This window comes from Niallia sp. XMNu-256 (assembly GCF_036670015.1).
GTDB lineage: Bacteria > Bacillota > Bacilli > Bacillales > Cytobacillaceae > Bacillus_BD.
This window is the reverse complement of the sequence record NZ_CP137636.1, coordinates 3696679-3719741: the sequence shown is the minus strand read 5'-3', so window position 1 is coordinate 3719741 and position 23063 is coordinate 3696679. Positions and strand designations below refer to the sequence as shown.

Here is a 23063-nt window from a genome sequence, read left to right as displayed (position 1 = left end):
GTAATTATTTCTGAAAATATTCAGTGCAGCTGTGAAAAGATTAAAAGTGGCGAATGGCTTAGAAGAGGGAACAGATGTTGGGTCAATGATTGATGAGAATGCCATCAATAAAGTAACCGAACACATTGAAGATGCTGTAAGTAAAGGAGGAACCATCCTTCTTGGAGGGAAAAGGGCTGATTTCGCCAATGGGTATTATTTTGAACCAACGATTATTAGCAATGTAACCGATGAAATGATTTGTATGACAGAGGAAACATTCGGTCCACTGGCACCTGTAACAACTTTTAAAACAGAGGAAGAGTCATCCAACGAGCCAATAATTCCCAATACGGATTGGCTGCTTATGTCTTACTGAAAATCTCGGCAAAGCGATTCGCATGAGTGAACAGCTTGAATACGGAATCATTGGACTTAACGATGGACTCCCATTTGTCGCCCAAGCCCCATTCGGAGGCGTCAAAGAAAGTGGACTTGGCCGAGAAGGCGGCCACTATGGAATGGACGAATACCTTGAAGTGAAATATATGTCCATTGGGTTTTAGGAAGAGAGATAAAAAGGGCCAGACAATCTTTCGTTTTCGAGAGTGTCTGGCCCCTTTTTCAATTGGCAGTGCCTGTTTGCATAGGAATATTGAATAGGATTAAATGAGCACACATATATTGAAGGGAAAGGTGTTGTAAATAAGGAGGGGGCATTATGGCTAAGGCTAAACCAATTATGAGGTCCTTAGATGAAATTCGGTTTTGGTCGAGGGTTATGAAGGAACATGCCTTATTTTAAAGCTTGGGATTTACCTATGAACAGACGCAATTGATTGCAGAGGCTAAACAGTTCATCACTCTATTTGAACGAATAGAGGAAAAATTGGAAATACTTAATGCGGGATCGGACATTCGTCAAGTTCAAGCTTTTAACAATGAGGTATATCAAGCAGCTGTAGCTATTTGGAGTTACAAGAGAAAGGTACTGGTTTTATCTTTGCGCTGTGAAATTCGCTCAAATAACTACCCACTATTAGTTGACCATATCAGTAGAGAAGCTGCTTATTTTGCTAACCGCTTAAAGGACCTCAATGAAGGAAAACTTGCCTACCAACCTGATACCATTATTCAAGAAAATGTATTTTTCCTTAGGATTATGGCTGATCATGCCAAATTTATTGGGCATCTTTTAGATCCATCTGAAAGAAAGTTAGTGGAACAATCAAGAGAGTTTAGCCATGATTTTGATCAATTGGTTTTTCAGGCAGTTGATTTGGATTCAATGCGCCCACAATCCGAAACTAGACCGCTATTGGATCAGTTTTTGAACCAAAATAGAGTTTCAGTGGCTTCATTAAGGGATTTTAAGAAAACAGCAAGGGATTTAATAGAAGCTTGTCGGATAAAGAGCAATATTCATCCACTCCTCGCCGATCATACATTTAGAGAAGCTGAAAGATTCATAGAAATTATCGATTTATTTGAATCTCAACTAACCTCTAAGAACAAAAAATTAAAATAATCCATTTAGCAGCCTTAAAGGGCTGTTTTTTTGTGCGTTGGGCAGTCGCAAATGGAATTAGGTACAGATATGATAAAGTTCGTAAGCTAACGTTCACTGGTTTCGCTGCGGTTCGAAAGTTGCTTATGAAAGGAGAGGCAGATACGGTAAAGAAAATTACCTTGGAACTAGGTAATCATGCTTCGTTTATTGTGATGGAGGATGCAGACATTGATAAGGGGGTGGAAGGGGGCGCTTCTAAATTCAGAAATGCCGGCCAAACTTGCATATGTACGAATCGTATCTATATTCATGAATCAGTCGAGGTTGAAATTATTGAAAAGCTCAGTGCAGCTGTTAATAGATTAAAAACGTGAGATTAAGAATTCTTACATTAAAGGCGAAAGTTTGCTAGAATTAAAAACACAGTCTAGTGAGCTTAAAGAAATTGAATTTTTTACAACCAATTCACCATCCAAATGGTCTAGAGGGAAAATCAGTTATTGTAACAAATAGAGTTTCTTCATTAACTTATTTTCTTTCAAAATTAAATTTGACTATCTGAAACTTTAAATAAAGGCTGGTGAGAATATGAAACAGAGTATTGAAGTCACTGTTGATCCTCGATATATGAACAGAAAGGCAAGTATTTATACCATAATAATTGGTATTCTAGCATTCATTGCATTTTTTTCTATCTGGGGATTTGAATTTAATTTTAGTTTAGATTTCCTATGGAAGTTTTATTTAGGTTATGTTGTAGGAGTAATTATACATGAAGCTCTGCATGGATTTGGTTTTATTGTCTTTGGAAAAGCTAAAATAACAGAAGTTAAGTTCGGTTTTATACTAAAACATATTACCCCTTATGCACATTGTAAGGTTCCTATTAAAGTTAAAGCCTATAGAATTGCATTGCTATTACCTGTCATACTAACGGGGATCATCCCATTAATTTTAGCATTAGCCATTGGAAACGGACTTCTGCTTGCTATTTCTGTGTTTTTAATGGCTGGAGGGATAGGCGATTGGATTATTTTTCGTAAAATTAAACCCTATTCAGGGAATGCCCTTTTAGAAGATCATCCAAATGCAATTGGTTGTATTATATATAAAGGTTGAAGTGCCAGCCCATCTTCCGTTTGATGGCGACCCCCAAAAGGTAGAGTAAATAACCTTAATTTTGGGGGTGCAGTACCTTTCGGAAGGTTCCTGGCACTTTTCATTGTTTATAGGGTTTTTAAGGCGTCTCCAATAGGAGTTTGACCAGATACTAAATCAAATCCTCGTTTATAAGTGTTTTCCTCGGTTAGGACGGCGACAAGGGTTTTCGCAACATCTTCACGTGGAATGGATGACCGTGTTAAGTTTTCTGCTGCAGTGACTTTCCCTGTACCAGGTTCATTTAATAAACCGCCTGGGCGAACAATGGTGTAGTTTAGCTTGCTGTCCACAAGTGCTTTATCTGCAAAATGTTTGGCAACCATATACGGTTTAATTGGACTGTCTGCCCAGCTATCTCGGATATGAGCCCCAATGGCACTCACCATCACATACCGATTGGCTCCCACTTTTTCGGCAGCCATCATCGATTTAACAGCCCCATCCAAATCAACTAATAATGTTTTGTCCGGACCTGTATGACCACCAGACCCAGCAGTAAAGATAACTGCGTCACAGCCTTGGATCGCCTTCGCAATGTCATCAACAGAACCTTCCAAGTTCCCCACAACCGCTTCAATTCCTTTTTCCTTAAGGGTGTTAAACTGTTTTTCGTCACGCACCATCGCACGAACCGTATGTTCATTGCTTTCATGCAGGAGGTTAACAACCTGTTTCCCAATTTGACCATTTGCTCCAATGACCAATACCTTCATTTAAAAACGACTCCTCTCTTTGTTTCATCTCTTCTATTTTTTCAAAAGGTGGGTGAGTTATCAAGAAGAGTGCTTTACAGGAGAACGGTTATAAAGTAAAAGGTTGACCGAAAAAGGCAAATAAAGAACGAAATGGTTTGAAAAGGTGAGGAAAAGGGTAAGTAAAAAAAGTGGTTTGAAAAAGTGAAAAAAGGGTAAGTAAACAACAAAGCTGGTTGAATTGGTATGGAATAGTAAGTGAGAATAGTTCATAGTACATAATGAGTTAAAATAGCAATGGAAAAGCCCATCATACGTCTTCTAAAGAAGGCTGAATAATCTCCCATCCGAAGCTGCTCGAATATTTTTATGACAAGCATCATAAAGATAGTAGTGGGTTTGTATGTAAAAATGGGGTGATTACAGTTTTTGCTAGATGGGCGGCTTTGGTGCTTGGAAGTTTTCTGCTCGGTATAGGGATTAATGGATTTTTGGTGCCACATCACTTGTTGGATGGGGGCATTATTGGACTAGCACTGATTCTTCACTATTATTTTGATTATAATGCAGGATTATGGTCAGCCTTGTTAAGCATTCCATTAATTATTTACGCTTGGATAAAGGATCGGAAACAGTTTCACGGAAGTGTGTATGGGATGGTTTTAACCGCTATTTTTATCGATTTGTTAGTCCCATACCAATTTACCCTCCCAATCGGGTTAAGTGCGGTTCTTGGAGGAGCCATTTGTGGAATTGGCGTCGGTCTTATGCTGCGATATAAGACAAGCACTGGTGGAACAGACTTAATTGCTTACTTTATTTCAAAAGCAACCGCATGGAATATTGGACTTCTCATTGCGGTAATGGATGTGTTCATTGTTCTGCTTGGTTTTCAAACATTAGGTCTACAAAGTGTTGTTTTTTCAAGCATTACAATCCTAACGGCAGGTGTACTTGCCTCATTGTGTTATGAGCGGCTTTAGGACAACAATGTCCCAAGGCCATTTTCATCAACCGAGAAAGACTAGGTGGCTGAACGAATAGAATGTATAATAAAGGGAAGTATTTTTAGGAATAGGGTTTTACTAAACAAAGGTTTGATTAAGAAATTTTTCAATCAAACGTTTGTTTAGTTTTATGAAGGCTGTTTATCGTAAAAAAAATTCACAATGTAAACGATTACGGATGTATTCATCCATTGAATGAAGTGGTAAAATGATTTCATAAAATTAAGATTAGTGAACGGTTGCTGGCTGAGGCGAATGAACTTGGGGGTCAACTAGTACGAGTTAGTGCTAGAAACCATTCATTTTATCAAACGTATTTGAAGCCTCTATCCGGAAAGGAGATAATATGAATCTGATTAAGGTTAATAATTATGAAGAATTAAGTCAAAAAGCAAGTGAGATCATCATTAAAAAAATTCAAGACAATCCAAGCTTCAACCTTGGATTAGCAACAGGCAGTACCCCAGAGGGGATGTATCGAAAGTTGGTGGAGGATCACCAAAATGGAGGTACCTCTTACAAAAACGTGAAAACATTTAATTTAGACGAATATGTGGGAATACCAGAGGATGATCCGAATAGCTATCACTATTTCATGAATCAACATTTACTCGGTCATATTGATATTGAGAAATCTAACACTCATATTCCAAATGGAAATCAAATGAGCGACCTTCAACGTGAGTGTGAAGAATATGAAAAGTTGATTGATCAATCTGGTGGAATTGATTTGCAAGTTCTAGGTCTAGGAGTCAATGGGCATGTTGGATTTAACGAGCCTGGAACCCCTTTTGAATCTCCTACTCACATTGTAGAATTAACTCAAGATACTCGTGAAGCCAATGCTCGCTTTTTTAATAGCCTAGAAGAGGTTCCGACCCATGCTGTAACAATGGGGATCTCGACAATCATGAAGAGTAAAGAAATTATATTACTAGTTTCAGGGGCACAAAAAGCCCATGCACTTTCCCGGTTATTAAACGGTGAAATAACAGAAGAATGTCCTGTAACCGTCTTAGGGAAGCATCCAAATGTAACGATTATTGCAGACCGTGCTGCACTAGGTGAAGAATAATAAAATGATAGGGTCCCCCGGACAACTTCCTGAAACTGAAGCCTGGGGGACCCTTCTTTTTATATTTCCAAATGAGATTTCAATTCATCTTGTACTTTTTGCAGTTCATCATCGGATACGATTTGATAATAAACCCCGCCAATTTTCGTTCCTTGACCTGTCATTTGTAGTTGATCAATGGAACCGATGGCGCCTTTATAATTTTTCTGAATATCATACATTTCATCAAAAGTAAGGTTCGTTCGAACATTTTTACCTAGTGCAGCAAAGATGTCACCAAACTTTGTGAGAGAACTGAAAGAGGCACCACGATCAATGACTCCAGAGATCACTTGGCGTTGTCTTTCTTGACGGCCAAAATCGCCTCTAGGGTCATCATATCGCATTCTCACAAATGATAATGCTTGGTTACCATTTAAGTTGATTGGACCTGTAGTGAAACGATGTCCATCATTAGAGAATTCTAGCTTGTTATTCACCTGAATTCCTCCGACCGCATCAACAATATCTTTAAAGCCTTCCATGTTGACTCGAACATAATAATCAATCGGAATATCTAATAAATGTTCAACCGTATTCATGGACATTTCCTCGCCACCAAAGGCATAGGCATGGTTGATTTTATCTTCTTTCCCACGTCCGACGATTTCAGTTCTCGTATCCCGTGGAATGCTTAACATTTTAATCGAGTTCTGACTCGGATTAACAGTCAACACAATCATCGTATCGGAACGTCCACGGTCCCCTTTACGTTCATCAACCCCTAATAGCAAAACAGAGAAAGGGTCCTGTTGATTTAAAGTAATTCCTTCAGGGCGCTTTTCGGATTTTTCCCGTTCAATTGGTTGATGCATTGTATCGACAGCGTTAGTTAATGAATGAAATATAGAGTAGGCGTATACTCCAGCTCCAATGACTAATAATAAGACAATAATCCCAGTAATTTTAAGCCAATTCTTTCCTTTTTTACGTTTTTTATCTGCTCGCATGCTCTTATCCTTTCTCCGAAGAAGTTAATACATACCTTCCCCTATTATAATGAAAAACCCTGTCAAAATATAGTGCTTTTTGTCTGGTTGAATCGGTATGAGGCATGATTTAGCATTTGGATACTAATAAATAAGTCAGGAGAAAGGTTTTAGGTATTATATACCAGTAGAGTAATACGGATAAAAAAAGGAGAAAAAAGGAGATTTTGTGACAGATTTGAGGGTTGGTTTTAAAAAGAGGGTACGGGGAAGCGAGGAGAGCAACGAGTATAGCTAAATTTGGGCAAGAGGAAGCAACAGGCAAGATGTGTTTCATGATGAAATCAGTATGATTCAAGTGTTTCGCCTGTTAATTATAATTGAGTTAGGATGATCTTATCTGAATTAGGCATTATGAATTTCCTCTTAAAATCAGTAACGGTTCCAATAACATGTATATTTTTAACAAACGTGAGATGGAATATTACTGATTTATAGCAATAAGAAAGCAGGTGCAACCAGGTTAATGCAACAATCTAAAGAAACTTTGGAATTGGTAGCTACTGGTTTAATATATCCAAAAAATCAGGGAAACCCTTTGAAAAAGGTAGAATACCATGCTAATTCAAAAATCATGGAATATTATGTTAATACTCTCAAAAATTTAAAGAAACTTTCCAAAAGGGTAGAATATCAGGTTAATGCCACCAAAAACAAAAGAGTTTCTCGAAAACTTCAGAATTACCGAGTTAAAGCAACCAAAAGTGTGTAGACCTAACGAAAATGTTTACATGGTAAATAAAACATAGACATGGTATGCATTTTTACTCATCTATCGATTTCAGCAGCGTTTATTAATACAGGGACATCCCTTTATATTTCAAGTGAAAGAACGCCTCTATCGAAGAGGAAAGGGATTAATAAGTCTCCGGAAATTGATTTGTTCCTAGTTACGCAATCTCGCAATCCGAGGAATTCTTTCTGGTACGTATTTTGGGTACTCATATTCTTCCTCTTCCTCAACTTCTACCTCTTCTGAATGAGTAGCTTCAACTCTCATGCCGGCCACCCATGTGTCGAGTTTATACGTTCCTCTTTCAATAATTTTACAAAGATCTTCGAGGGTAATTGCTAACTCCATTAAACAGTCCAAACCATTTCTTACGCCAAAAACGCCTTTTTCTTTTGCTTTCGAAATAGAGTGTTCCATTCTAAATGATTGTCCTTGATAGAAAAATTCAATATAACAACTATCGCGGTCCCAATTGTATTGATATTCCTCGATTTTTAAACGTGTCATTATATTTTTTACCCTTTTTTCACAACTTCCTTGTTCAGTTTGTAAACGTAACAACCATTTGAACATATGTTTCACACTCCATTCATAATAAAATTCCACTTTTCACCTTGTACCAATAGATTTCTACAAATTTTTTCAAAACCCTTGTTTAATTTTCAAATTTATCTAATTATTTTCAAAATAATGCATTCATCGGATATATAATTGTATTATATAATAAACTTGGAGTTAATTTTTCATTTAAATAAAATAGCCATAAAATCTTAACAAATGGGGTCAAATCATGGGAAAACAATGGATGATAATACTGTTTGTTTTGCTGCTGGTTGGTTGTGGTGCAACTGAACAGAATGTGAATGAGGAGAAGGATGGTGAAGACATGGCTAGTAGGGTAGAGGCAATGATTCACGAGAAAGATGGAGATGTTTTTCAATACGAGGTCATCAATAAGTCAGAAAACGAGGTTGTCCTAGAGTTTACGAGCTCACAGAGATTTGACTATTCTGTGAAAAATAAAGCAGGAGAAGAAATTTTCCTGTATTCAAGTGTCACTTCGTTCTTGCAAATGCTAGGCGAGGAAACGGTTAAACAAGAAGATTCACTATTATACGATATTGATCTTCGGGATTTGAACTTGCAGCAAGGGGAATATGTCCTTACTGCCTGGCTAACCCCGAAAGACGGAGAGGCTTACAAAGTAGAAAAGAAGTTTATTATCGAATAGGGAAGTTTCCGATCCCGTCAGAGTTTCCGCTAAAAACTTAAACTGAGATGGTAATTAGCTTTTTTGTAATGAGGGAAATGATATGCGCACATATTTATTTTGGATGGTTCAATTCACTTGGGGAATTCCTTTAAATGCACTAGGAGCAATGATCGCTATTGTGCTAATTTTAAAAGGGCATCAGCCAAAAAGGTTTGGTCATGGCATTTACTTTGAGATTGGCAGGAATTGGGGCGGCGTCAATTTTGGCGGGTTTTTCTTTGTGCAGAAAAATGCTAGTCAAACTTTAAAAAGCCATGAATATGGCCACTGTTTTCAAAATATGATGCTTGGGATATTGATGCCATTTGCCGTAAATATTCCATCGGCCATTCGATACCATTATCGGAACTACCAACGAAAACAAGGAAAAGCATTGCCCCCTTATGATGACTTTTGGTGTGAAAAATGGGCAACAAAACTAGGTGAAAAACATTGTAAAGAGAAATAAAGTGGATCTGTGGTGCCAGGTGCCATCCATTAATTTTTTGGGGGGAGCCCTCGGATAGTCAAATCCAAATAATAGATGGTGCCTGAACCCTTGACTTTATTCCAAATTCTCCATGTTTTCTTCGATATTTTCCTCCATTTCACGGTCTCTTTGTTTTTCTTCTGGGGATACCTCGTTATTGTCATTAATAAGATCTTCCGCTTTTTCAGTTGGTTCTTTCACAGCTGGCCCTTCTTGACTCGTATCTTCTTGATTATCCTCCTGATTATCTGCTTCAGGGGGCGGTGGTGAATCCGTGTCATTGTTGCAGCCTGTAATCAGAGGGATAGATAAAAGCATAACCGCTAGGATATGAAACCATTTTTTATTCATGGAAATCTCCTTTCCTGTAAAAGTAGATGAAGTCTTGTATATCTTTTCTCGTTAAGGAAAAAATCATACAGATATGAAACGAAAGGCACTCGATTATTTGTTGAAAAAATGTTGTCATACAAGAGTGGGGAAGCCTTTCGTCAAGGCCTCGCATTGCATTCAATATGTAAAGTATTTTTTAATAAAATAGGATTAGGAAACCTACTACTTTTGTTTTTTACACACAATGTTAAAAAAAGGGGTAATGAGCAATGGCTCAATTATTTTTCAAATATGGGGCAATGAATAGCGGCAAATCGATTGAAGTGATTAAAGTTGCTCATAATTACGAGGAACAGAATAAAAATGTTCTTCTATTTACACCAGCGATTGCCGATCGCGATGGGGCAGGCTGGGTGTCATCAAGAGTAGGACTAAAGCGAAAAGCGATTCCGATTGAGCCCGATACGGATCTTTTCCAAATTGTAAGTGAATGGCTATTTCGATTAAGTTGTGTTTTAGTAGATGAAGTTCAATTTTTGACAAAAGAACAGGTTCTCCAGATGGCAAGAATTGTAGATGATTTAAATATTCCAGTCATGGGCTTCGGGTTAAAAAATGATTTTCAAAACCATTTATTTGAGGGCAGTAAATACATGTTGCTGTATGCAGATAAGATTGAAGAGATGAAAACCATTTGTTGGTTTTGCGAGAAAAAGGCCATTATGGCTTTGCGTGTCGATCAATCGAATGAGCCGGTTCGTGAAGGGGAGCAAATCCAAATCGGTGGGAATGATCAATACTATCCCGTATGTAGAAAACATCATCAGCATCCGTTATTGTGAGTGTGAGGGGAAATCAATTCCTGGATGGGTGCCACCATCCAGGAATACCCAAACAGAAACACCGAGTTAAATGGTATGTTATAATTTTTATTGATAACGGAATTGAACTAAATCCATTTACTATAGTAGGAAGTGGGAATTTATGAAGCTTTTAGGTATTCATCATATTGCAATTATTTGTTCGAATTACGAGATCTCAAAAGATTTTTATATAAGAATACTTGGATTTACCCCGATTAGGGAAATTTATCGAGAGGAACGGAAATCTTATAAACTCGATCTAGAACTCAATGGACAATATCAAATTGAGTTGTTTTCCTTTCCGAATCCTCCTGAGAGGCCCAATTATCCGGAAGCAGCAGGGTTACGGCATCTCGCGTTTGCTGTTGAAACGATTGAAGAGGCTGTAAATGATTTAAATGCGCAGGAAGTCGAAGTAGAGGACATTCGAATAGACCCCGTTTCTGGGAAAAAATATACCTTTTTTAAAGATCCAGATGGATTGCCGATTGAGCTCTATGAAATGGACTAGCCTGACAAATGTAAGGAATGAAAATGATCATGCTTAAAAAATTAACGTCTTATTTTGCAAATGCAATTGCAACGAATCGTCCTCCAGTGATATATGACGAGAATTACTATTGGTTTAAGGAAACAGATTCTGAGCCGTTTTGGTTGGGAGTGCCGAAGACTGAACTGAGTCAGGAGCAGCTTGATCTATTGAGTACTTTATATGAATGGATTCGATCTCCTTACTCCCTTCAATTAACTGAATCTGCACGAGAATGGTATTCTTATATATTTGAAGACAAGAAGTTTCCCAAGGTTGATCTAGACACATCCATCCGTTTTATTCAATTTCAAATCAAACGCCTTGATCAAGACATGAATGAATTAATCATCGCCATTAACGAGTTTTTCAATGAAGCACTTGCCTTTATTTGGCTTGATGGGTCAAACGGTTTAATCATCGAGGGAAAAAAGCAGGTATTGTATGGGGAAGAAGACCTTCACTCAATCTCTTATACACTGGAAAATGATTTTTACATCCAACCCAAATTTTATATTGGAAAATTTAGAGACGATCCCGGTTTATTAAGAGAATCTTATTTTCTTGAGCGAGAGCTCTTTATTAAAGCGATTAGGCTGCGCTCTGAGGAAAGAGTCTTTACATTTGAAAAGATTCTGCCTGTATTGTTAACGGCCGAACTTCCTAAAGTCCCCCTAGCAATAATTCAAAACGATATCATTCCCATTTTACAGGAAGATCCTGAGTTAAGAAAAACGTTAATGGAAGTGCTTCAAAACCAGTCAAATGTATCGCTTGCCGCAAAGAGACTATTTATTCACCGCAACACGTTACAATATCGGATCGATAAATTTAGTGAAAAAACAGGGATCAATCTTAAAGACTATCATAGCGCTCTAACCGTCTATTTCGCCTGTTTAATGACAACTTAAACAGGCGAGAACTTAAACCTGTACGGAATGTGGGGCATGGATGTTTATAGGCAAAGTGCATAAAGGCGGCCTACTGATTTTTGTGCAAGCTGCTGATGCCTAAAACGTTAGATCACGTTAAGATAGAAAATGTAAACACTTACATGACATGCACAATCTATAGAGGGGGCAGTAATCATGGCAGAATTAAAGTTAGAGCATATTTATAAAATATATGACAATAAAGTAACCGCCGTAGAGGACTTTAATCTACATATTAAAGATAAAGAATTTATTGTCTTTGTTGGTCCATCAGGTTGCGGAAAGTCAACCACACTTAGAATGATTGCAGGTCTTGAGGAAATTTCACAAGGGGATTTCTACATTGATGATAAACGAGTAAACGATGTACCTCCTAAAGACCGGGATATCGCGATGGTTTTCCAAAACTATGCGCTCTATCCACATATGTCGGTCTATGATAATATGGCGTTTGGCTTGAAACTCCGTAAATATTCAAAAGATGAAATCGATCGCCGCGTGAAGGAAGCGGCAATAATTTTGGGGCTGGAAGATTACTTAAAACGTAAACCAAAGGCTCTCTCAGGTGGTCAGCGCCAGCGTGTGGCTTTAGGTCGGGCGATTGTCAGAGATGCGAAGGTATTCTTAATGGACGAGCCATTATCCAACCTAGATGCTAAACTTCGTGTGCAAATGCGCGCAGAGATTGTTAAGCTGCATCAGCGTTTAGAGACAACAACGGTTTATGTTACTCATGACCAAACAGAAGCGATGACAATGGCTACCCGTATTGTGGTAATGAAGGACGGGGTCATCCAACAGGTTGGTTCGCCTAAAGATGTATATGAAAATCCTGAAAATGTCTTTGTTGGCAGCTTTATTGGGTCTCCATCCATGAACTTTTTTAACGGAAAAATTGAAGATGGCAGATTCATCATTGGCCAAAAGTCCATTTCAGTTCCAGAAGGAAAAATGAAAATTTTACGGGAACAGGGGTATGTAGGCAAAGAAATTATCCTTGGAATTAGGCCAGAAGATTTCCATGATGAACAAGTGTTTATCGATACCTTTAAGGAGTCAACCTTTAAGTTACATGTAGATGTTGCTGAATTAACAGGTGCGGAAACCATGGTATATTCTAGCCTTGAAGGACAGAATTTAGTTGCTCGTATTGATTCAAGATCAGAGATTAATCATGGGGATACGATTGAAGTGGCGCTTGATATGAATAAAGTCCATTTCTTTGATAAAGAAACGGAATTAAGAATTCGTTAGGTTTTTAAATTAAAAAAACGTACAACACAGGGAAGTGAAGGATCTTTCGAAGAAGATCACTCACTTCCCTTATTTTCGCAAAAACCCCTTTTTTACTTAAAGTTTTACTAAAAATGAAGGCAAAAACTAAATGAAAGCGTTGACAAAATAAAGGCAAAAGATTAAGATGAATTGAGAGTTAATTAAATTAATTAATTAACTAAAAACAAACATATAAAAGCCAAGCGGGGGTAAATGAATATATATTGGCTATAAAAGGAGAGGGAAAAATGAAAAAGAAAAAGTGGCTAGGTCTTGCTCTATCAGCTTCACTTATGCTCGGTAGTTTAGCAGCATGTTCTAGTAATTCAAACGGTGAAACGGCTTCTTCTGACGGCAATACAACCATTTCGTTCTGGACACCATTCTCGGGTGCTGATGGCCCGCGCATGAAAAATATTGTTGAAAATTATAATCAATCACAATCAGAATATAAAGTTGATCTCCAAATTGTTCCACAAACAGATTACTATAAAACTGTTGATCTATCATTTTCCAATCAAAATGAAGGTCCCGACCTTTTAATTATGCATACAGACCAGATTACAAACTATAGTGAAAAGAATTTACTAAAAGATTTATCTAGTACAATTGAAAAATCCGAAATTAATCCAGAAGATTACGCGGAAACAGCATGGGATGTTGGAACAGTAGACGGTAAGCAATATTCCGTTCCATTAGATATTCATCCGCTCATTTTATACTATAATAAAGACTTGTTTGAGGCTGCAGGATTAGATCCTGAGAAAGCACCGACAACAGGTGACGAGTTTCTTGAATATGCAAAAAAATTAACAGATCCTTCTAAAAATCAATATGGATATGTTGTCCCGACTTTATGGCCAAATCAATTTATTTTCCCAACTCTTTTCTATCAATATGGTGGAGAGCTTTTAAAAGATGGTAAACCAAACTATGCAAGTGATGCTGGGGTTAAAGCTCTTACTTATTTAACCGATTTGGTTCATAAACATAAAGTTTCACCAGTTAATGTTCAACAAGATGGGGAAGTCACTTTATTCCTTCAAGGTAAAAATGCATTGCATTTAAATGGACCTTGGATGATGGAACAATGGGATTCAGCAGGAATTAATTATGGCGTAGCAGAGGTTCCTCAATTTGGTGATCAGCAAGCGGTTTATGCAAATGGTCACAACTTTGTCATTCCAGTCACAGTCGAAGATGAGAAAACGCTGGAGGGTGTAAGTGATTTCCTTAAATATATTCAAGGAAATGCTATGGAGTGGGCAAAGTCTGGACAAGCACCTGCATCTAAAGCCATTTATGAAGATAATGAAGAGTTTAAATCAATGGTTCAGCAGCCGATCGTTGCAAAAGAATTCGAATATGCAAAGTTTGCCCCTGAAATTGCAAACTGGGGACAAGTCTCAGATCCTCTATGGGCTGAAGTGAATCTTGCGCTATTAGGTAAAAAAGATCCTAAGCAAGCTTTAGAAGATGCGAATAAAAAAGCTGAACAATTTTTGAATAAGTAATGGGCAAGGGAGGCGGACAGGGCATGGTAAGGTAATTCCCTGTTCGCTTTTTTATATCCTTTTTTCTACAAAAATTAGTCACATAAAGATGGATATCCATAGATAAATGAACGAATTGAATTATTTTACTTAAGATTTTAGAGCATTAGCAGGATTATTCCTTTTTAAGGGGGGAACAGACATGCAACAAACATCTTGGAAGTCGAAACTAACCTCGAGCCTTTTTGTACTACCCTATCTCATTACATTCAGTGTATTTCTATTAATTCCGATTTTCTACGGTTTTTGGATGAGTATGCATAATTGGGATTTACTTAATCCTGTAAAAGAATTTATCGGGTTTAAAAACTATCAAAATATCTTTAATCCAGATTCTTATTTGCATACCTTATTTTTTGAAGGCATTAAAAACACATTTATATTTGTGATCTTTAGTGTTCCTTTATTAATTGCCTTTGGCCTTGCTTTAGCCCTGTTATTAAATAGTCTTACAAGTAAAATTCGCGGTTTCTTCCGGACGATTTATTTCATTCCATATTCTGTGTCCGTTTCCATTGTGGCCATCATCTGGCTATGGCTGCTTGACACGAATAGCGGGATGATTAACGCTTATTTAGAAAAAATCGGTATCTCGGCCATCCCATGGTTAACAAATATGCCATGGGCTTGGATATCTATTATTGTCGCAACGCTTTGGTGGACAGTTGGGTTTAATATGGTTATTTTCACAAATGCGTTAAACGATGTACCGGATGATTTTTATGAAGCGGCTTCATTAGATGGAGCTTCTCGTTGGCAGAAGTTTATCCATATCACGCTTCCAAGCATCAAGCCAACCATGCTGTTTGTTGCGTTAACCTCAACAATTGCTTCCTTTAATATTTATGGACAACCGTACTTAATGACAAGAGGGGGTCCCGGAACGTCTACACAAGTACTGCTTATGAATATCGTTGATGAAGCTTTTACACAAAGACAGCTAGGAAGCGCTGCAGCGATGTCAATTATGATGGCTTTAATTATGATCGTCATTTCACTGATTCAATTTAGACTCTCGAACCGAAAAAAGGGGGAGAATTAAATGCAAAGTAAACCGTTTAAGATAATCATTACCATCGTAGCGATTATCCTTGGAATATTCTTTATTGCCCCGTTGATTTGGATGATTCTTACCTCCTTTAAAGGAGATCAAGAGGCCTTTACGGCAGGAATCAAATGGCTTCCTGAAGTATTTACACTCCAAAACTATGAATATAGTTTAGGAGGGAATGCGGATACTCCTGTATTGCAATGGATGGGGAACTCTCTATTTGTCGGAGTGGTTGGAACACTGATCGTTCTGACAGTTGATACATTAGCTGCTTACGGTTTAGCAAGACTGGATGTGCCGTTCAAAAAGTATTTAGTTGCTTTGTTTATCGGTTCAATGACGATTCCGTGGGTCATTACCTTCATCCCTCAATATATGGGATTCAATTCAATGGGGTTACTGAACACATATGCGGTTCTAATCCTTCCCTATTCAGCAAATGCTTTTGGGGTATTTCTTCTTTATCAGTTTTTCAAAGGTTTTCCGAAAGAGTTGGAAGAAGCGGCCTATTTGGATGGAGCCAATAAGTGGCAGGTCTTTACGAAAGTGGCATTGCCAGCCGCCCGTCCGGTCATATGGACGTTAGCTATTTTTACGTTTATGACAATCTACAATGATTTCTTATGGCCACTCTTGACTACAAACTCACCTGACATGAGAACCATCACAACCGGGATAGCGATTATGCAGCAAGGAAGTTTTGTCTCCTCTCCAGGCCGACTTATGGCATTAACAGCGATTGCAACAGTTCCTGTAGTGATCATCTTTATCATCGGACAGCGTTCATTCATTAAAGGGGTAACTCAATCAGGAATTAAATAATATAAAAAAACCGAGGCCATCCTTGAAAAAGAGGATCCTCGGTTTTTTTGAACAATGTACCTTTTACTTTATTTGTTGACTATCTTCAGCCCTAACTCTGAAAAATTCAACGAGAATCAGCGCAACCGCTCCTAATGCAGTTGCATCACCCTTTAATTTTGAAACAATCATTTCCGTTTGCTTGGCTGCTTCCGTAAGGGTTCGTTTATTAACGGTAGCGATCAAGCTTGTAACAATCATTTCCCCGGCATTTGAAACTCCTCCGCCAAGAATGATTCGCTGTGGGTTTACTATATGAATCAGATTGGTCATGCCAATGCCAAGGAAGCGGCCAGCTTGTTCGAGTATGTGCCTGCAAGTGAGGTCACCGTTTAGTGCGGCCTCATAGACCAGCTCTCCGGTAATCGCCTCCGCATCATTTCCAGCAAGCTGGGCTAAGATAGGGCTATTGCCTGCCATCATTTCTTTCCTTGCGCTCTCTGCAATCGCAGGACCTGAGGCAAAGCTTTGGAGACACCCGTTGTTTCCACAAGTGCATGGGGGTCCGTTCAAGTCAATTGTCATATGGCCCATTTCCCCGCTAATATGATGACTTCCATGATGCAGCTTCCCATCAATGACGATCCCTGCGCCAATGCCGCGGCCGATATTTATGCACACTAAGTTTTCGACCCCGACTCCATTGCCAAACCATAATTCTCCTAATGTCATGGCTCTTGCATCGTTTTCAACCTTCACTTCCAGAGAAAACTCTTCTTCTAGCGCCTCTTTAATCGGGATATTCCGCAGATTCAAGTTTGGAGCAAAAACCGACAGGCCGTTGGGAATGTCGACAATTCCATGCATCCCAATCCCAATTCCAAGAATTTTATCCTTTGCAAAATCTCTATCATTTATCGTTGATCTAATGGCCTCAATCAAAAGAGAAAGCAGAGCTTCATTTGTAATAGGGGCGGGGATTTCAATAACCTTTTTCTTTAAGATCGTTCCAGTCAGGTTCGTTAAAATGACTTTTAAGTTTTGCGAGCCGATATCCACACCGATTACATGCAGCCGATCACTGTTTAATGTCAATAGAGTCGGTTTTCTTCCACCCTTTGACTGTCCGAGCTCTTGTTCCACAACAAGGTCCGTTTCTAATAATTCCCGGACGATGTTTGTCACCGTTGGGGGTGTAAGTTTTGTTAACTTGGCAATCTCTGCCCTTGAGATCGACTCTTTTTCCCGAATGACATTTAAGATTAAGGAGCGATTCATGGACTTCATTAATTGGAAGCTGCCTGTAATTCGGTTTTTCTCCATCGTACTTTCCTCCAGTTGTCCAAAGAGACTTTATTAATTTCAATTATAAACGAAGATAGCCGATTTCACTAAACTCATTTCTTTTAGCCTGAAGTGTTAGATAAATATTTTACTAAAATAGGCAGAAAAGGTTTACAATATAGTATAATAAAGTCATGAATGAGAATCGGAATTCTTAATTAAAAAATAAGGAGAATTCAGTTGAATGGCAACTATTAAGGATATTGCAAATTTAGTCGGTGTATCAAATGCAACCGTTTCCAGAGTGTTGAATTATGATGAAACCCTATCTGTCAGCGATGATACAAAAAAGAGAATCTTTGAGGCAGCAGAGAAGCTTTCTTATCGTAAAAAAACAAATAGGAAAAATCATGCCTATAAAATTGGGATTGTTAACTGGTATACAGAGAAAGAAGAGTTAGATGATCTTTATTATATGGCCATTCGGATGGGGGCTGAGAAAAGGTGTAACTATCATCAAGTCCAGTATACGAATATTTCAATTGATCGCATGCCATCGCTTCAGGAGGAGGGTATACACGGAATTATTGCGATTGGCAAGTATAGTTTCAATCAGGCCAAAGAGCTTCAGAGGATCACAAAAAACCTTGTGTTTGTAGACTGTTCTCCTGATGACAGTGAATTTGATTCAGTGATTGCTGATTTTACGAAAGCGACCGAAAAGGTGCTTCAGTATTTTGTTGATCAGGGACATACTAAAATTGGCTACTTAGGCGGCCGTGAAGTGTATAAAGATCAGACAGCTGAAATTACCGATCAGAGAAGAAGCAGCTTTGAAAGGTTTTTAACAGAAAAAGGACTTTACCACGAGCCGTTTGTGTATGTGGGAAAAAAGTTTTCGGTTGATGATGGTTATAAACTGATGCAAAAGCTATTATCTGACCATACAGGATCCCTCCCGACCGCTATTTTCGTTGGGAGTGATTCCATGGCGATCGGAGCATTGCGGGCCCTTCATGATGCTGGTATCTCTGTCCCGGGACAGGTCAGTATTTTTGGTGTGAATGATTTAAGCATTTCTAAACATGTTTATCCACCGCTCAGTACGGTTAAAGTATATACAGAGCTAATGGGTGAAACGGCGGCAGATATGTTAATGGAGCAATTTGCCGGCAGACAAATATCAAAAACCGTTCGTATTTCAACTAGGCTTAAAATCCGGGAAAGCTCTAAATAACAAGGGAATCCTAAATAGAAGAGTTCACGTCCTTAAGTTTATTAGGGACACAAACTTTTTGACTTAGGATTCCCTTTTTACTTAAGTAAAATTATAGGTAAAGATTTTAGTAAAAAATAATTGACCTGTTTATTTCGTTGGACTACAATGTATTTGTAGGCGTTTTCATGAGTGATAAGCCTTGAACGGATTAACAGATAAAACGATAAAGGAGAGAGCATAATGACATATCGTCCAGAATATCCGAGACCCCAGCTAGTCCGAGAAAAGTGGTTGAACTTGAATGGAACATGGTCTTTTGCTTTTGATGATAACAATAGAGGTACACAAGATAAATGGTTTAAAGAAAATCAAGGAGCGTTTGACCGCAAAATCAATGTTCCGTTTGCCTATCAAACGAAGCTAAGTGGAATTGATGATCCAAGCTTTCATGATGTGGTTTGGTATAAACGCAGTTTCGAAGTTCCAGAGAGTTGGCAGGGAAATCGAGTCATCCTGCACTTTGGGGCGGTAGATTACCGGGCGTGGGTTTATGTGAATGAACAGTTCATCGGATTCCATGAAGGAGGAAATGTCAGCTTTCACTTTGATGTTACAGATGTGTTAACAGCTGGTCCGCAAACACTTGTTGTAAAAGTGGAGGACCCTTCAACAGATGAAACGATCCCACGGGGAAAACAGTTCTGGATTGAGGAATCTGACAGCATTTGGTATACCCGGACGACGGGAATTTGGCAAACCGTATGGCTTGAAGCAGTGAATCCTACCCATCTCCAGAAGCTCCGTTTTACCCCTGATGTTGATAGAGGAGCGGTTGGTGTTGAGTTTGAACTGGCTGGTGATTTTTATGGGAAAGAGGTTGAAATCGACATTTCCTTTAAAGGAGAAAAAGTCATCAAGGATACGATTGTCATCCAGGAACCATATACGAAACGTTATTTTGATATTTTTAATCGGAAAATTTTCAGAACAAGTTTCCATCATAATGGATGGACATGGACACCAGAGAATCCCAACCTTTTTGATGTGGTCCTAAAGGTTCGCGATAATAATCAAGTGCTTGATGTTGTAGATACGTATTTTGGGATGAGAAAGATCCACACGGAAAATGGCATGGTGTATTTAAATAATCGCCCATATTATCAAAAGCTTGTCCTTGATCAAGGCTACTGGCCAGAAGGACTATTAACAGCACCGAGTGATGAAGATTTTAAAAAGGACATTGAACTTTCGAAAGAAATGGGCTTTAATGGCTGCCGTAAACACCAAAAAGTGGAGGATCCCCGTTTTCTTTATTGGGCTGACAAGCTTGGATTTTTAGTATGGGGCGAGTGTGCAGCGTCTGCTTCTTATAGTGAGGATAGTGCCGCTCGGTTGACGAAGGAATGGATTGAAATTATTGAACGTGACTATAATCATCCAAGTATTGTTGCATGGGTTCCGTTAAATGAAAGCTGGGGAATCCCGCAAATACGTGACAATCGTCAGCAGCAGCATCATTCGTTGGCGATGTACCATTTAATTCATTCCCTTGATACGACACGATTAGTGATATCAAATGATGGATGGGAATTAACGAAAACAGATATTTGTGCGATTCATAACTATAACCATGGAAGCAAAGAGGAAACAGGAAAATATAGGCAGTACCAAGAGGATTTAGCGACAAAGGAAAGCATTCTGAACTCGAAAGCAGCCGGCCGCTCAATTTATGCGAATGGGTTTGAACATGAAGGAGAACCGATTCTGTTAACCGAATTTGGCGGAATTGGCTATAAAGTCGGAGAGGATGCCGGCTGGGGCTACACGTCAGTAGCCAATGCCGATGAATTTTTAGATGATTACGAGCGCATTATGGAGGCTGTCTATGCTTCAAAGGTTTTATACGGCTATTGCTATACACAGTTAACAGATGTGGAGCAAGAAATCAATGGGTTGTTAACGTATGATCGTAAACCGAAATGTGATTTATCTAAGATTAAGAAAATTAACGAACTCTATCGTCCTTGGACGATTTAATACTTGGAAAAGGGCGGCAGTGGGCTTTCCTGCTGCTGCCGGTAACAAAGGTATCTTTGGAGAGGGGACCTGACAGAAATGGAAACGATGAAGTTGATCCAACAATTTCAAGAAATATTCCCGGAAAATAGTCATGAGGAAAAAGTGCGACTCTTTTTTTCACCAGGTCGGATTAATTTAATTGGGGAGCATACCGATTATAATGGCGGACATGTGTTTCCCTGTGCCATTACGTTTGGAACGTATGGGGCTGCACGAAAACGGAAAGATGATCGGATTCGATTGCATTCGCTTAATTTCCCTAACTCAGGGGTGATTGAGTTTTCCCTTTCAGATTTAAATTACCAAAAGCATCATGGCTGGGCGAATTATCCAAAAGGAATGTTCCGTTATTTATTGGAAACAGGGGCGAAGCTGTCATGTGGACTTGATATCCTTATTCAGGGCAATATTCCAAATGGAGCGGGATTATCCTCATCGGCCTCACTGGAAATGTTGATTGGTGTGATGGTCAATGAAATGTTTGAACTCGGACTTGACCGCTTAACTCTCGTTGAATTAGGAAAAAAAGTAGAAAATGAGTTTATTGGTGTCAACAGCGGGATTATGGATCAATTTGCCGTTGGGATGGGAAAAAAAGATTGCGGAATTTTGCTTGATTGCAACACGTTAGACTATCAATATGCGCCCCTCAATCTATTGAACTATCAAATTATCATTATGAACACGAATAAACGGAGAGAGCTGTCAGATTCCAAATACAATGAACGACGCCAAGAGTGTGAAACCGCACTTAGCCAACTGCAAACAGAGCTTGCTATTGATTCTCTTGGTGACTTGTCACAAGAGGATTTCGAAGCAAACAAACATTTGATTGAAAATGAAACACTTGTTAAAAGAGCAAGGCATGCCGTATATGAAAATCGCCGAACGCTGAAAGCCCTTTCATCCCTTCGAAGCAATGAATTAAAGAGGTTTGGCCAATTAATGAATGATTCGCACCGTTCTTTACGGGATGATTACGAAGTAACCGGAATTGAGCTAGACACGTTAGTAGAGGCCGCTTGGGAACAGGAAGGAACCCTTGGTGCTCGGATGACAGGAGCGGGCTTTGGCGGGTGTGCCATTGCCATTGTGGAAACCGATGGGGTAGAAACCTTTATTGAAGAAGTTGGCAAAAAGTACGAGGAAACCATCGGTCATCAAGCTGACTTCTACGTTGCAAATGTAGGAGAAGGAGCAAAAGAGATTACACGGGAGGTTTTGTCATGAAAATTCTTGTTCTTGGCGGCGCAGGATATATTGGCTCCCATGCGGTCTATCAGTTGATTGACCAACAATATGAGGTAGTGGTGGTGGACAATCTTCTGACCGGCCACGAGAAAGCGATTCATCCAAAAGCGGTTTTCTATCAAGGAGATATCCGTAATCAGGCATTTTTACAAACTGTTTTTCAGCAAGAGAAAATTGATGGGGTACTTCACTTTGCAGCGAGCTCATTAGTCGGAGAGTCGATGACAGACCCGATAAAATATTTTAATAACAATGTTCATGGGACAGAAGTGCTCCTCAATGTCATGATTGAATTTGGTGTCAAACCTATCGTCTTTTCCTCCACAGCGGCAACTTATGGAGAACAGGAGATCATGCCGATTACCGAGGAGATGATGACAAAACCGACAAATCCGTATGGTGAGACAAAGTTAACGATGGAAAAAATGATGAAGTGGTGCGACAAGGCTCATGGCATTAAATTTGTCTCCCTTCGTTATTTTAATGTCGCTGGGGCAAGGGCAACAGGTGAAATTGGAGAGGATCATCAACCAGAAACCCACTTAATTCCAGTTGTTCTGCAGGTAGCCCAAGGGAAGCGCGAGTTTATTTCGATTTTTGGGGATGATTATGACACGGAAGATGGTACATGTATTCGTGACTACATTCATGTAGAAGATTTGATTGACGCCCATATCCTTGCACTAAAATATTTGCAGCAAAGCGGAGACAGCAACATTTTTAACCTTGGATCAAGCAAAGGATTTTCCGTGAAAGAAATCATTGAAGCAGCAAGGAAGGTAACCGGTCATGAGATCCCAGCTCAGATTGTAGAACGTCGTGCAGGAGATCCAAGCCGATTAATTGCCTCTTCAACAAAGGCGCAAGAAGGATTAGGTTGGAGCCCTAAGCGTAACTCCATTCATGAAATCATTCAGGATGCGTGGAATTGGCACAAGCACCACCCAAATGGCTATAACGAATAGG

The 23063-nt window shown here is 39.0% G+C and carries 24 protein-coding genes and 1 pseudogene; 20 read left to right on the top strand and 5 right to left on the bottom strand.

Translation table 11 applies throughout. The annotated features are described in order from the left end of the window. Positions 1-7: 7 nt before the first annotated feature. The 4 genes and pseudogenes from R4Z10_RS18855 to R4Z10_RS18840 all read left to right on the top strand — a co-directional run. Positions 8-545, top strand: a pseudogene (locus R4Z10_RS18855) (aldehyde dehydrogenase family protein); the annotation flags it as partial. 242 nt (positions 546-787) lie between these two features. After that, positions 788-1507 carry a DUF2935 domain-containing protein gene (locus tag R4Z10_RS18850; RefSeq protein ID WP_338470811.1) on the top strand — a complete coding sequence of 240 codons (720 nt, stop codon included), beginning with the start codon at positions 788-790 and terminating at the stop codon, positions 1505-1507. 32 nt (positions 1508-1539) lie between these two features. After that, positions 1540-1863, top strand: a complete 324-nt coding sequence (locus R4Z10_RS18845) for an aldehyde dehydrogenase family protein (RefSeq protein ID WP_338470810.1) — start codon at positions 1540-1542, stop codon at positions 1861-1863. 214 nt (positions 1864-2077) lie between these two features. Beyond that, positions 2078-2608 (top strand): DUF3267 domain-containing protein, encoded by a 531-nt coding sequence (locus R4Z10_RS18840; protein WP_338470809.1) that lies wholly within the window; start codon positions 2078-2080, stop codon positions 2606-2608. A 107-nt stretch (positions 2609-2715) separates the two neighbouring features. On the opposite strand, the gene R4Z10_RS18835 is transcribed toward R4Z10_RS18840, so the two are convergent. Further along, on the bottom strand, positions 2716-3363 hold the full coding sequence (locus tag R4Z10_RS18835) for an SDR family oxidoreductase (RefSeq protein ID WP_338470808.1): 648 nt from the start codon (positions 3361-3363) through the stop codon (positions 2716-2718). A 428-nt stretch (positions 3364-3791) separates the two neighbouring features. On the opposite strand from R4Z10_RS18835, the gene R4Z10_RS18830 reads away from it, so the two are divergent. Beyond that, complete coding sequence (locus R4Z10_RS18830) at positions 3792-4325, top strand: YitT family protein (RefSeq protein WP_338470807.1); 534 nt, start codon at positions 3792-3794, stop codon at positions 4323-4325. Between the two features lie 370 nt (positions 4326-4695). Continuing rightward, on the top strand, positions 4696-5424 hold the full coding sequence (gene nagB, locus R4Z10_RS18825; RefSeq protein WP_338470806.1) for a glucosamine-6-phosphate deaminase: 729 nt from the start codon (positions 4696-4698) through the stop codon (positions 5422-5424). 59 nt (positions 5425-5483) lie between these two features. Here the strand turns inward: nagB and R4Z10_RS18820 are convergent, their stop codons facing one another. Then, positions 5484-6413 (bottom strand): LytR family transcriptional regulator, encoded by a 930-nt coding sequence (locus tag R4Z10_RS18820; RefSeq protein WP_338470805.1) that lies wholly within the window; start codon positions 6411-6413, stop codon positions 5484-5486. A gap of 505 nt (positions 6414-6918) precedes the next feature. Between R4Z10_RS18820 and R4Z10_RS18815 the strand changes: the two genes are divergently transcribed. After that, positions 6919-7164: a hypothetical protein gene (locus R4Z10_RS18815; protein WP_338470804.1), complete on the top strand. Its 246-nt coding sequence runs from the start codon at positions 6919-6921 to the stop codon at positions 7162-7164. A gap of 174 nt (positions 7165-7338) precedes the next feature. On the opposite strand, the gene R4Z10_RS18810 is transcribed toward R4Z10_RS18815, so the two are convergent. Beyond that, a complete protein-coding gene (locus R4Z10_RS18810; protein ID WP_338470803.1) occupies positions 7339-7791 on the bottom strand; it encodes a hypothetical protein in 453 nt (150 codons plus the stop codon). Between the two features lie 184 nt (positions 7792-7975). Here R4Z10_RS18810 and R4Z10_RS18805 point away from each other — a divergent pair, with 184 nt between their 5' ends. Together R4Z10_RS18805 and R4Z10_RS18800 are read left to right on the top strand one after the other, a co-directional pair. Continuing rightward, positions 7976-8416 (top strand): BsuPI-related putative proteinase inhibitor, encoded by a 441-nt coding sequence (locus R4Z10_RS18805; protein WP_338470802.1) that lies wholly within the window; start codon positions 7976-7978, stop codon positions 8414-8416. Between the two features lie 82 nt (positions 8417-8498). Continuing rightward, positions 8499-8906 carry a hypothetical protein gene (locus tag R4Z10_RS18800; protein WP_338470801.1) on the top strand — a complete coding sequence of 136 codons (408 nt, stop codon included), beginning with the start codon at positions 8499-8501 and terminating at the stop codon, positions 8904-8906. A gap of 96 nt (positions 8907-9002) precedes the next feature. Here the strand turns inward: R4Z10_RS18800 and R4Z10_RS18795 are convergent, their stop codons facing one another. Further along, positions 9003-9278: a hypothetical protein gene (locus R4Z10_RS18795; RefSeq protein ID WP_338470800.1), complete on the bottom strand. Its 276-nt coding sequence runs from the start codon at positions 9276-9278 to the stop codon at positions 9003-9005. 251 nt (positions 9279-9529) lie between these two features. Here R4Z10_RS18795 and R4Z10_RS18790 point away from each other — a divergent pair, with 251 nt between their 5' ends. The 7 genes from R4Z10_RS18790 to R4Z10_RS18760 all read left to right on the top strand — a co-directional run bounded on the left by R4Z10_RS18790 (position 9530) and on the right by R4Z10_RS18760 (position 16285). After that, positions 9530-10102: a thymidine kinase gene (locus tag R4Z10_RS18790; RefSeq protein WP_338470799.1), complete on the top strand. Its 573-nt coding sequence runs from the start codon at positions 9530-9532 to the stop codon at positions 10100-10102. Between the two features lie 142 nt (positions 10103-10244). After that, the gene (locus tag R4Z10_RS18785) at positions 10245-10634 is read left to right on the top strand and encodes a VOC family protein (protein WP_338470798.1); all 390 of its coding nucleotides are present in this window, start codon (positions 10245-10247) and stop codon (positions 10632-10634) included. Positions 10635-10663: 29 nt separating this feature from the next. After that, on the top strand, positions 10664-11563 hold the full coding sequence (locus R4Z10_RS18780) for a helix-turn-helix domain-containing protein (RefSeq protein WP_338470797.1): 900 nt from the start codon (positions 10664-10666) through the stop codon (positions 11561-11563). Positions 11564-11740: 177 nt separating this feature from the next. Continuing rightward, positions 11741-12838: a sn-glycerol-3-phosphate ABC transporter ATP-binding protein UgpC gene (gene ugpC, locus R4Z10_RS18775; RefSeq protein WP_338470796.1), complete on the top strand. Its 1098-nt coding sequence runs from the start codon at positions 11741-11743 to the stop codon at positions 12836-12838. Positions 12839-13107: 269 nt separating this feature from the next. Beyond that, the gene (locus R4Z10_RS18770; RefSeq protein WP_338470795.1) at positions 13108-14373 is read left to right on the top strand and encodes an ABC transporter substrate-binding protein; all 1266 of its coding nucleotides are present in this window, start codon (positions 13108-13110) and stop codon (positions 14371-14373) included. Between the two features lie 181 nt (positions 14374-14554). Further along, positions 14555-15454 carry a sugar ABC transporter permease gene (locus R4Z10_RS18765; RefSeq protein ID WP_338470794.1) on the top strand — a complete coding sequence of 300 codons (900 nt, stop codon included), beginning with the start codon at positions 14555-14557 and terminating at the stop codon, positions 15452-15454. Continuing rightward, positions 15455-16285, top strand: a complete 831-nt coding sequence (locus R4Z10_RS18760; RefSeq protein WP_338470793.1) for a carbohydrate ABC transporter permease — start codon at positions 15455-15457, stop codon at positions 16283-16285. It begins immediately after the preceding gene. 63 nt (positions 16286-16348) lie between these two features. On the opposite strand, the gene R4Z10_RS18755 is transcribed toward R4Z10_RS18760, so the two are convergent. Continuing rightward, positions 16349-17587, bottom strand: coding sequence for an ROK family transcriptional regulator (locus tag R4Z10_RS18755; protein ID WP_338470792.1), 1239 nt, complete (start codon positions 17585-17587; stop codon positions 16349-16351). Positions 17588-17792: 205 nt separating this feature from the next. On the opposite strand from R4Z10_RS18755, the gene R4Z10_RS18750 reads away from it, so the two are divergent. The 4 genes from R4Z10_RS18750 to galE all read left to right on the top strand — a co-directional run bounded on the left by R4Z10_RS18750 (position 17793) and on the right by galE (position 23062). Next, positions 17793-18785 carry a LacI family DNA-binding transcriptional regulator gene (locus tag R4Z10_RS18750; protein WP_338470791.1) on the top strand — a complete coding sequence of 331 codons (993 nt, stop codon included), beginning with the start codon at positions 17793-17795 and terminating at the stop codon, positions 18783-18785. A gap of 222 nt (positions 18786-19007) precedes the next feature. Next, entirely contained in the window at positions 19008-20804 is a 1797-nt protein-coding gene (locus R4Z10_RS18745; RefSeq protein WP_338470790.1) for a sugar-binding domain-containing protein, read from the top strand. Between the two features lie 87 nt (positions 20805-20891). After that, complete coding sequence (locus R4Z10_RS18740) at positions 20892-22076, top strand: galactokinase (RefSeq protein ID WP_338473277.1); 1185 nt, start codon at positions 20892-20894, stop codon at positions 22074-22076. Beyond that, complete coding sequence (gene galE, locus R4Z10_RS18735; protein WP_338470789.1) at positions 22073-23062, top strand: UDP-glucose 4-epimerase GalE; 990 nt, start codon at positions 22073-22075, stop codon at positions 23060-23062. The genes R4Z10_RS18740 and galE overlap by 4 nt, the downstream gene beginning before the upstream one ends. Position 23063: the final 1 nt, after the last annotated feature.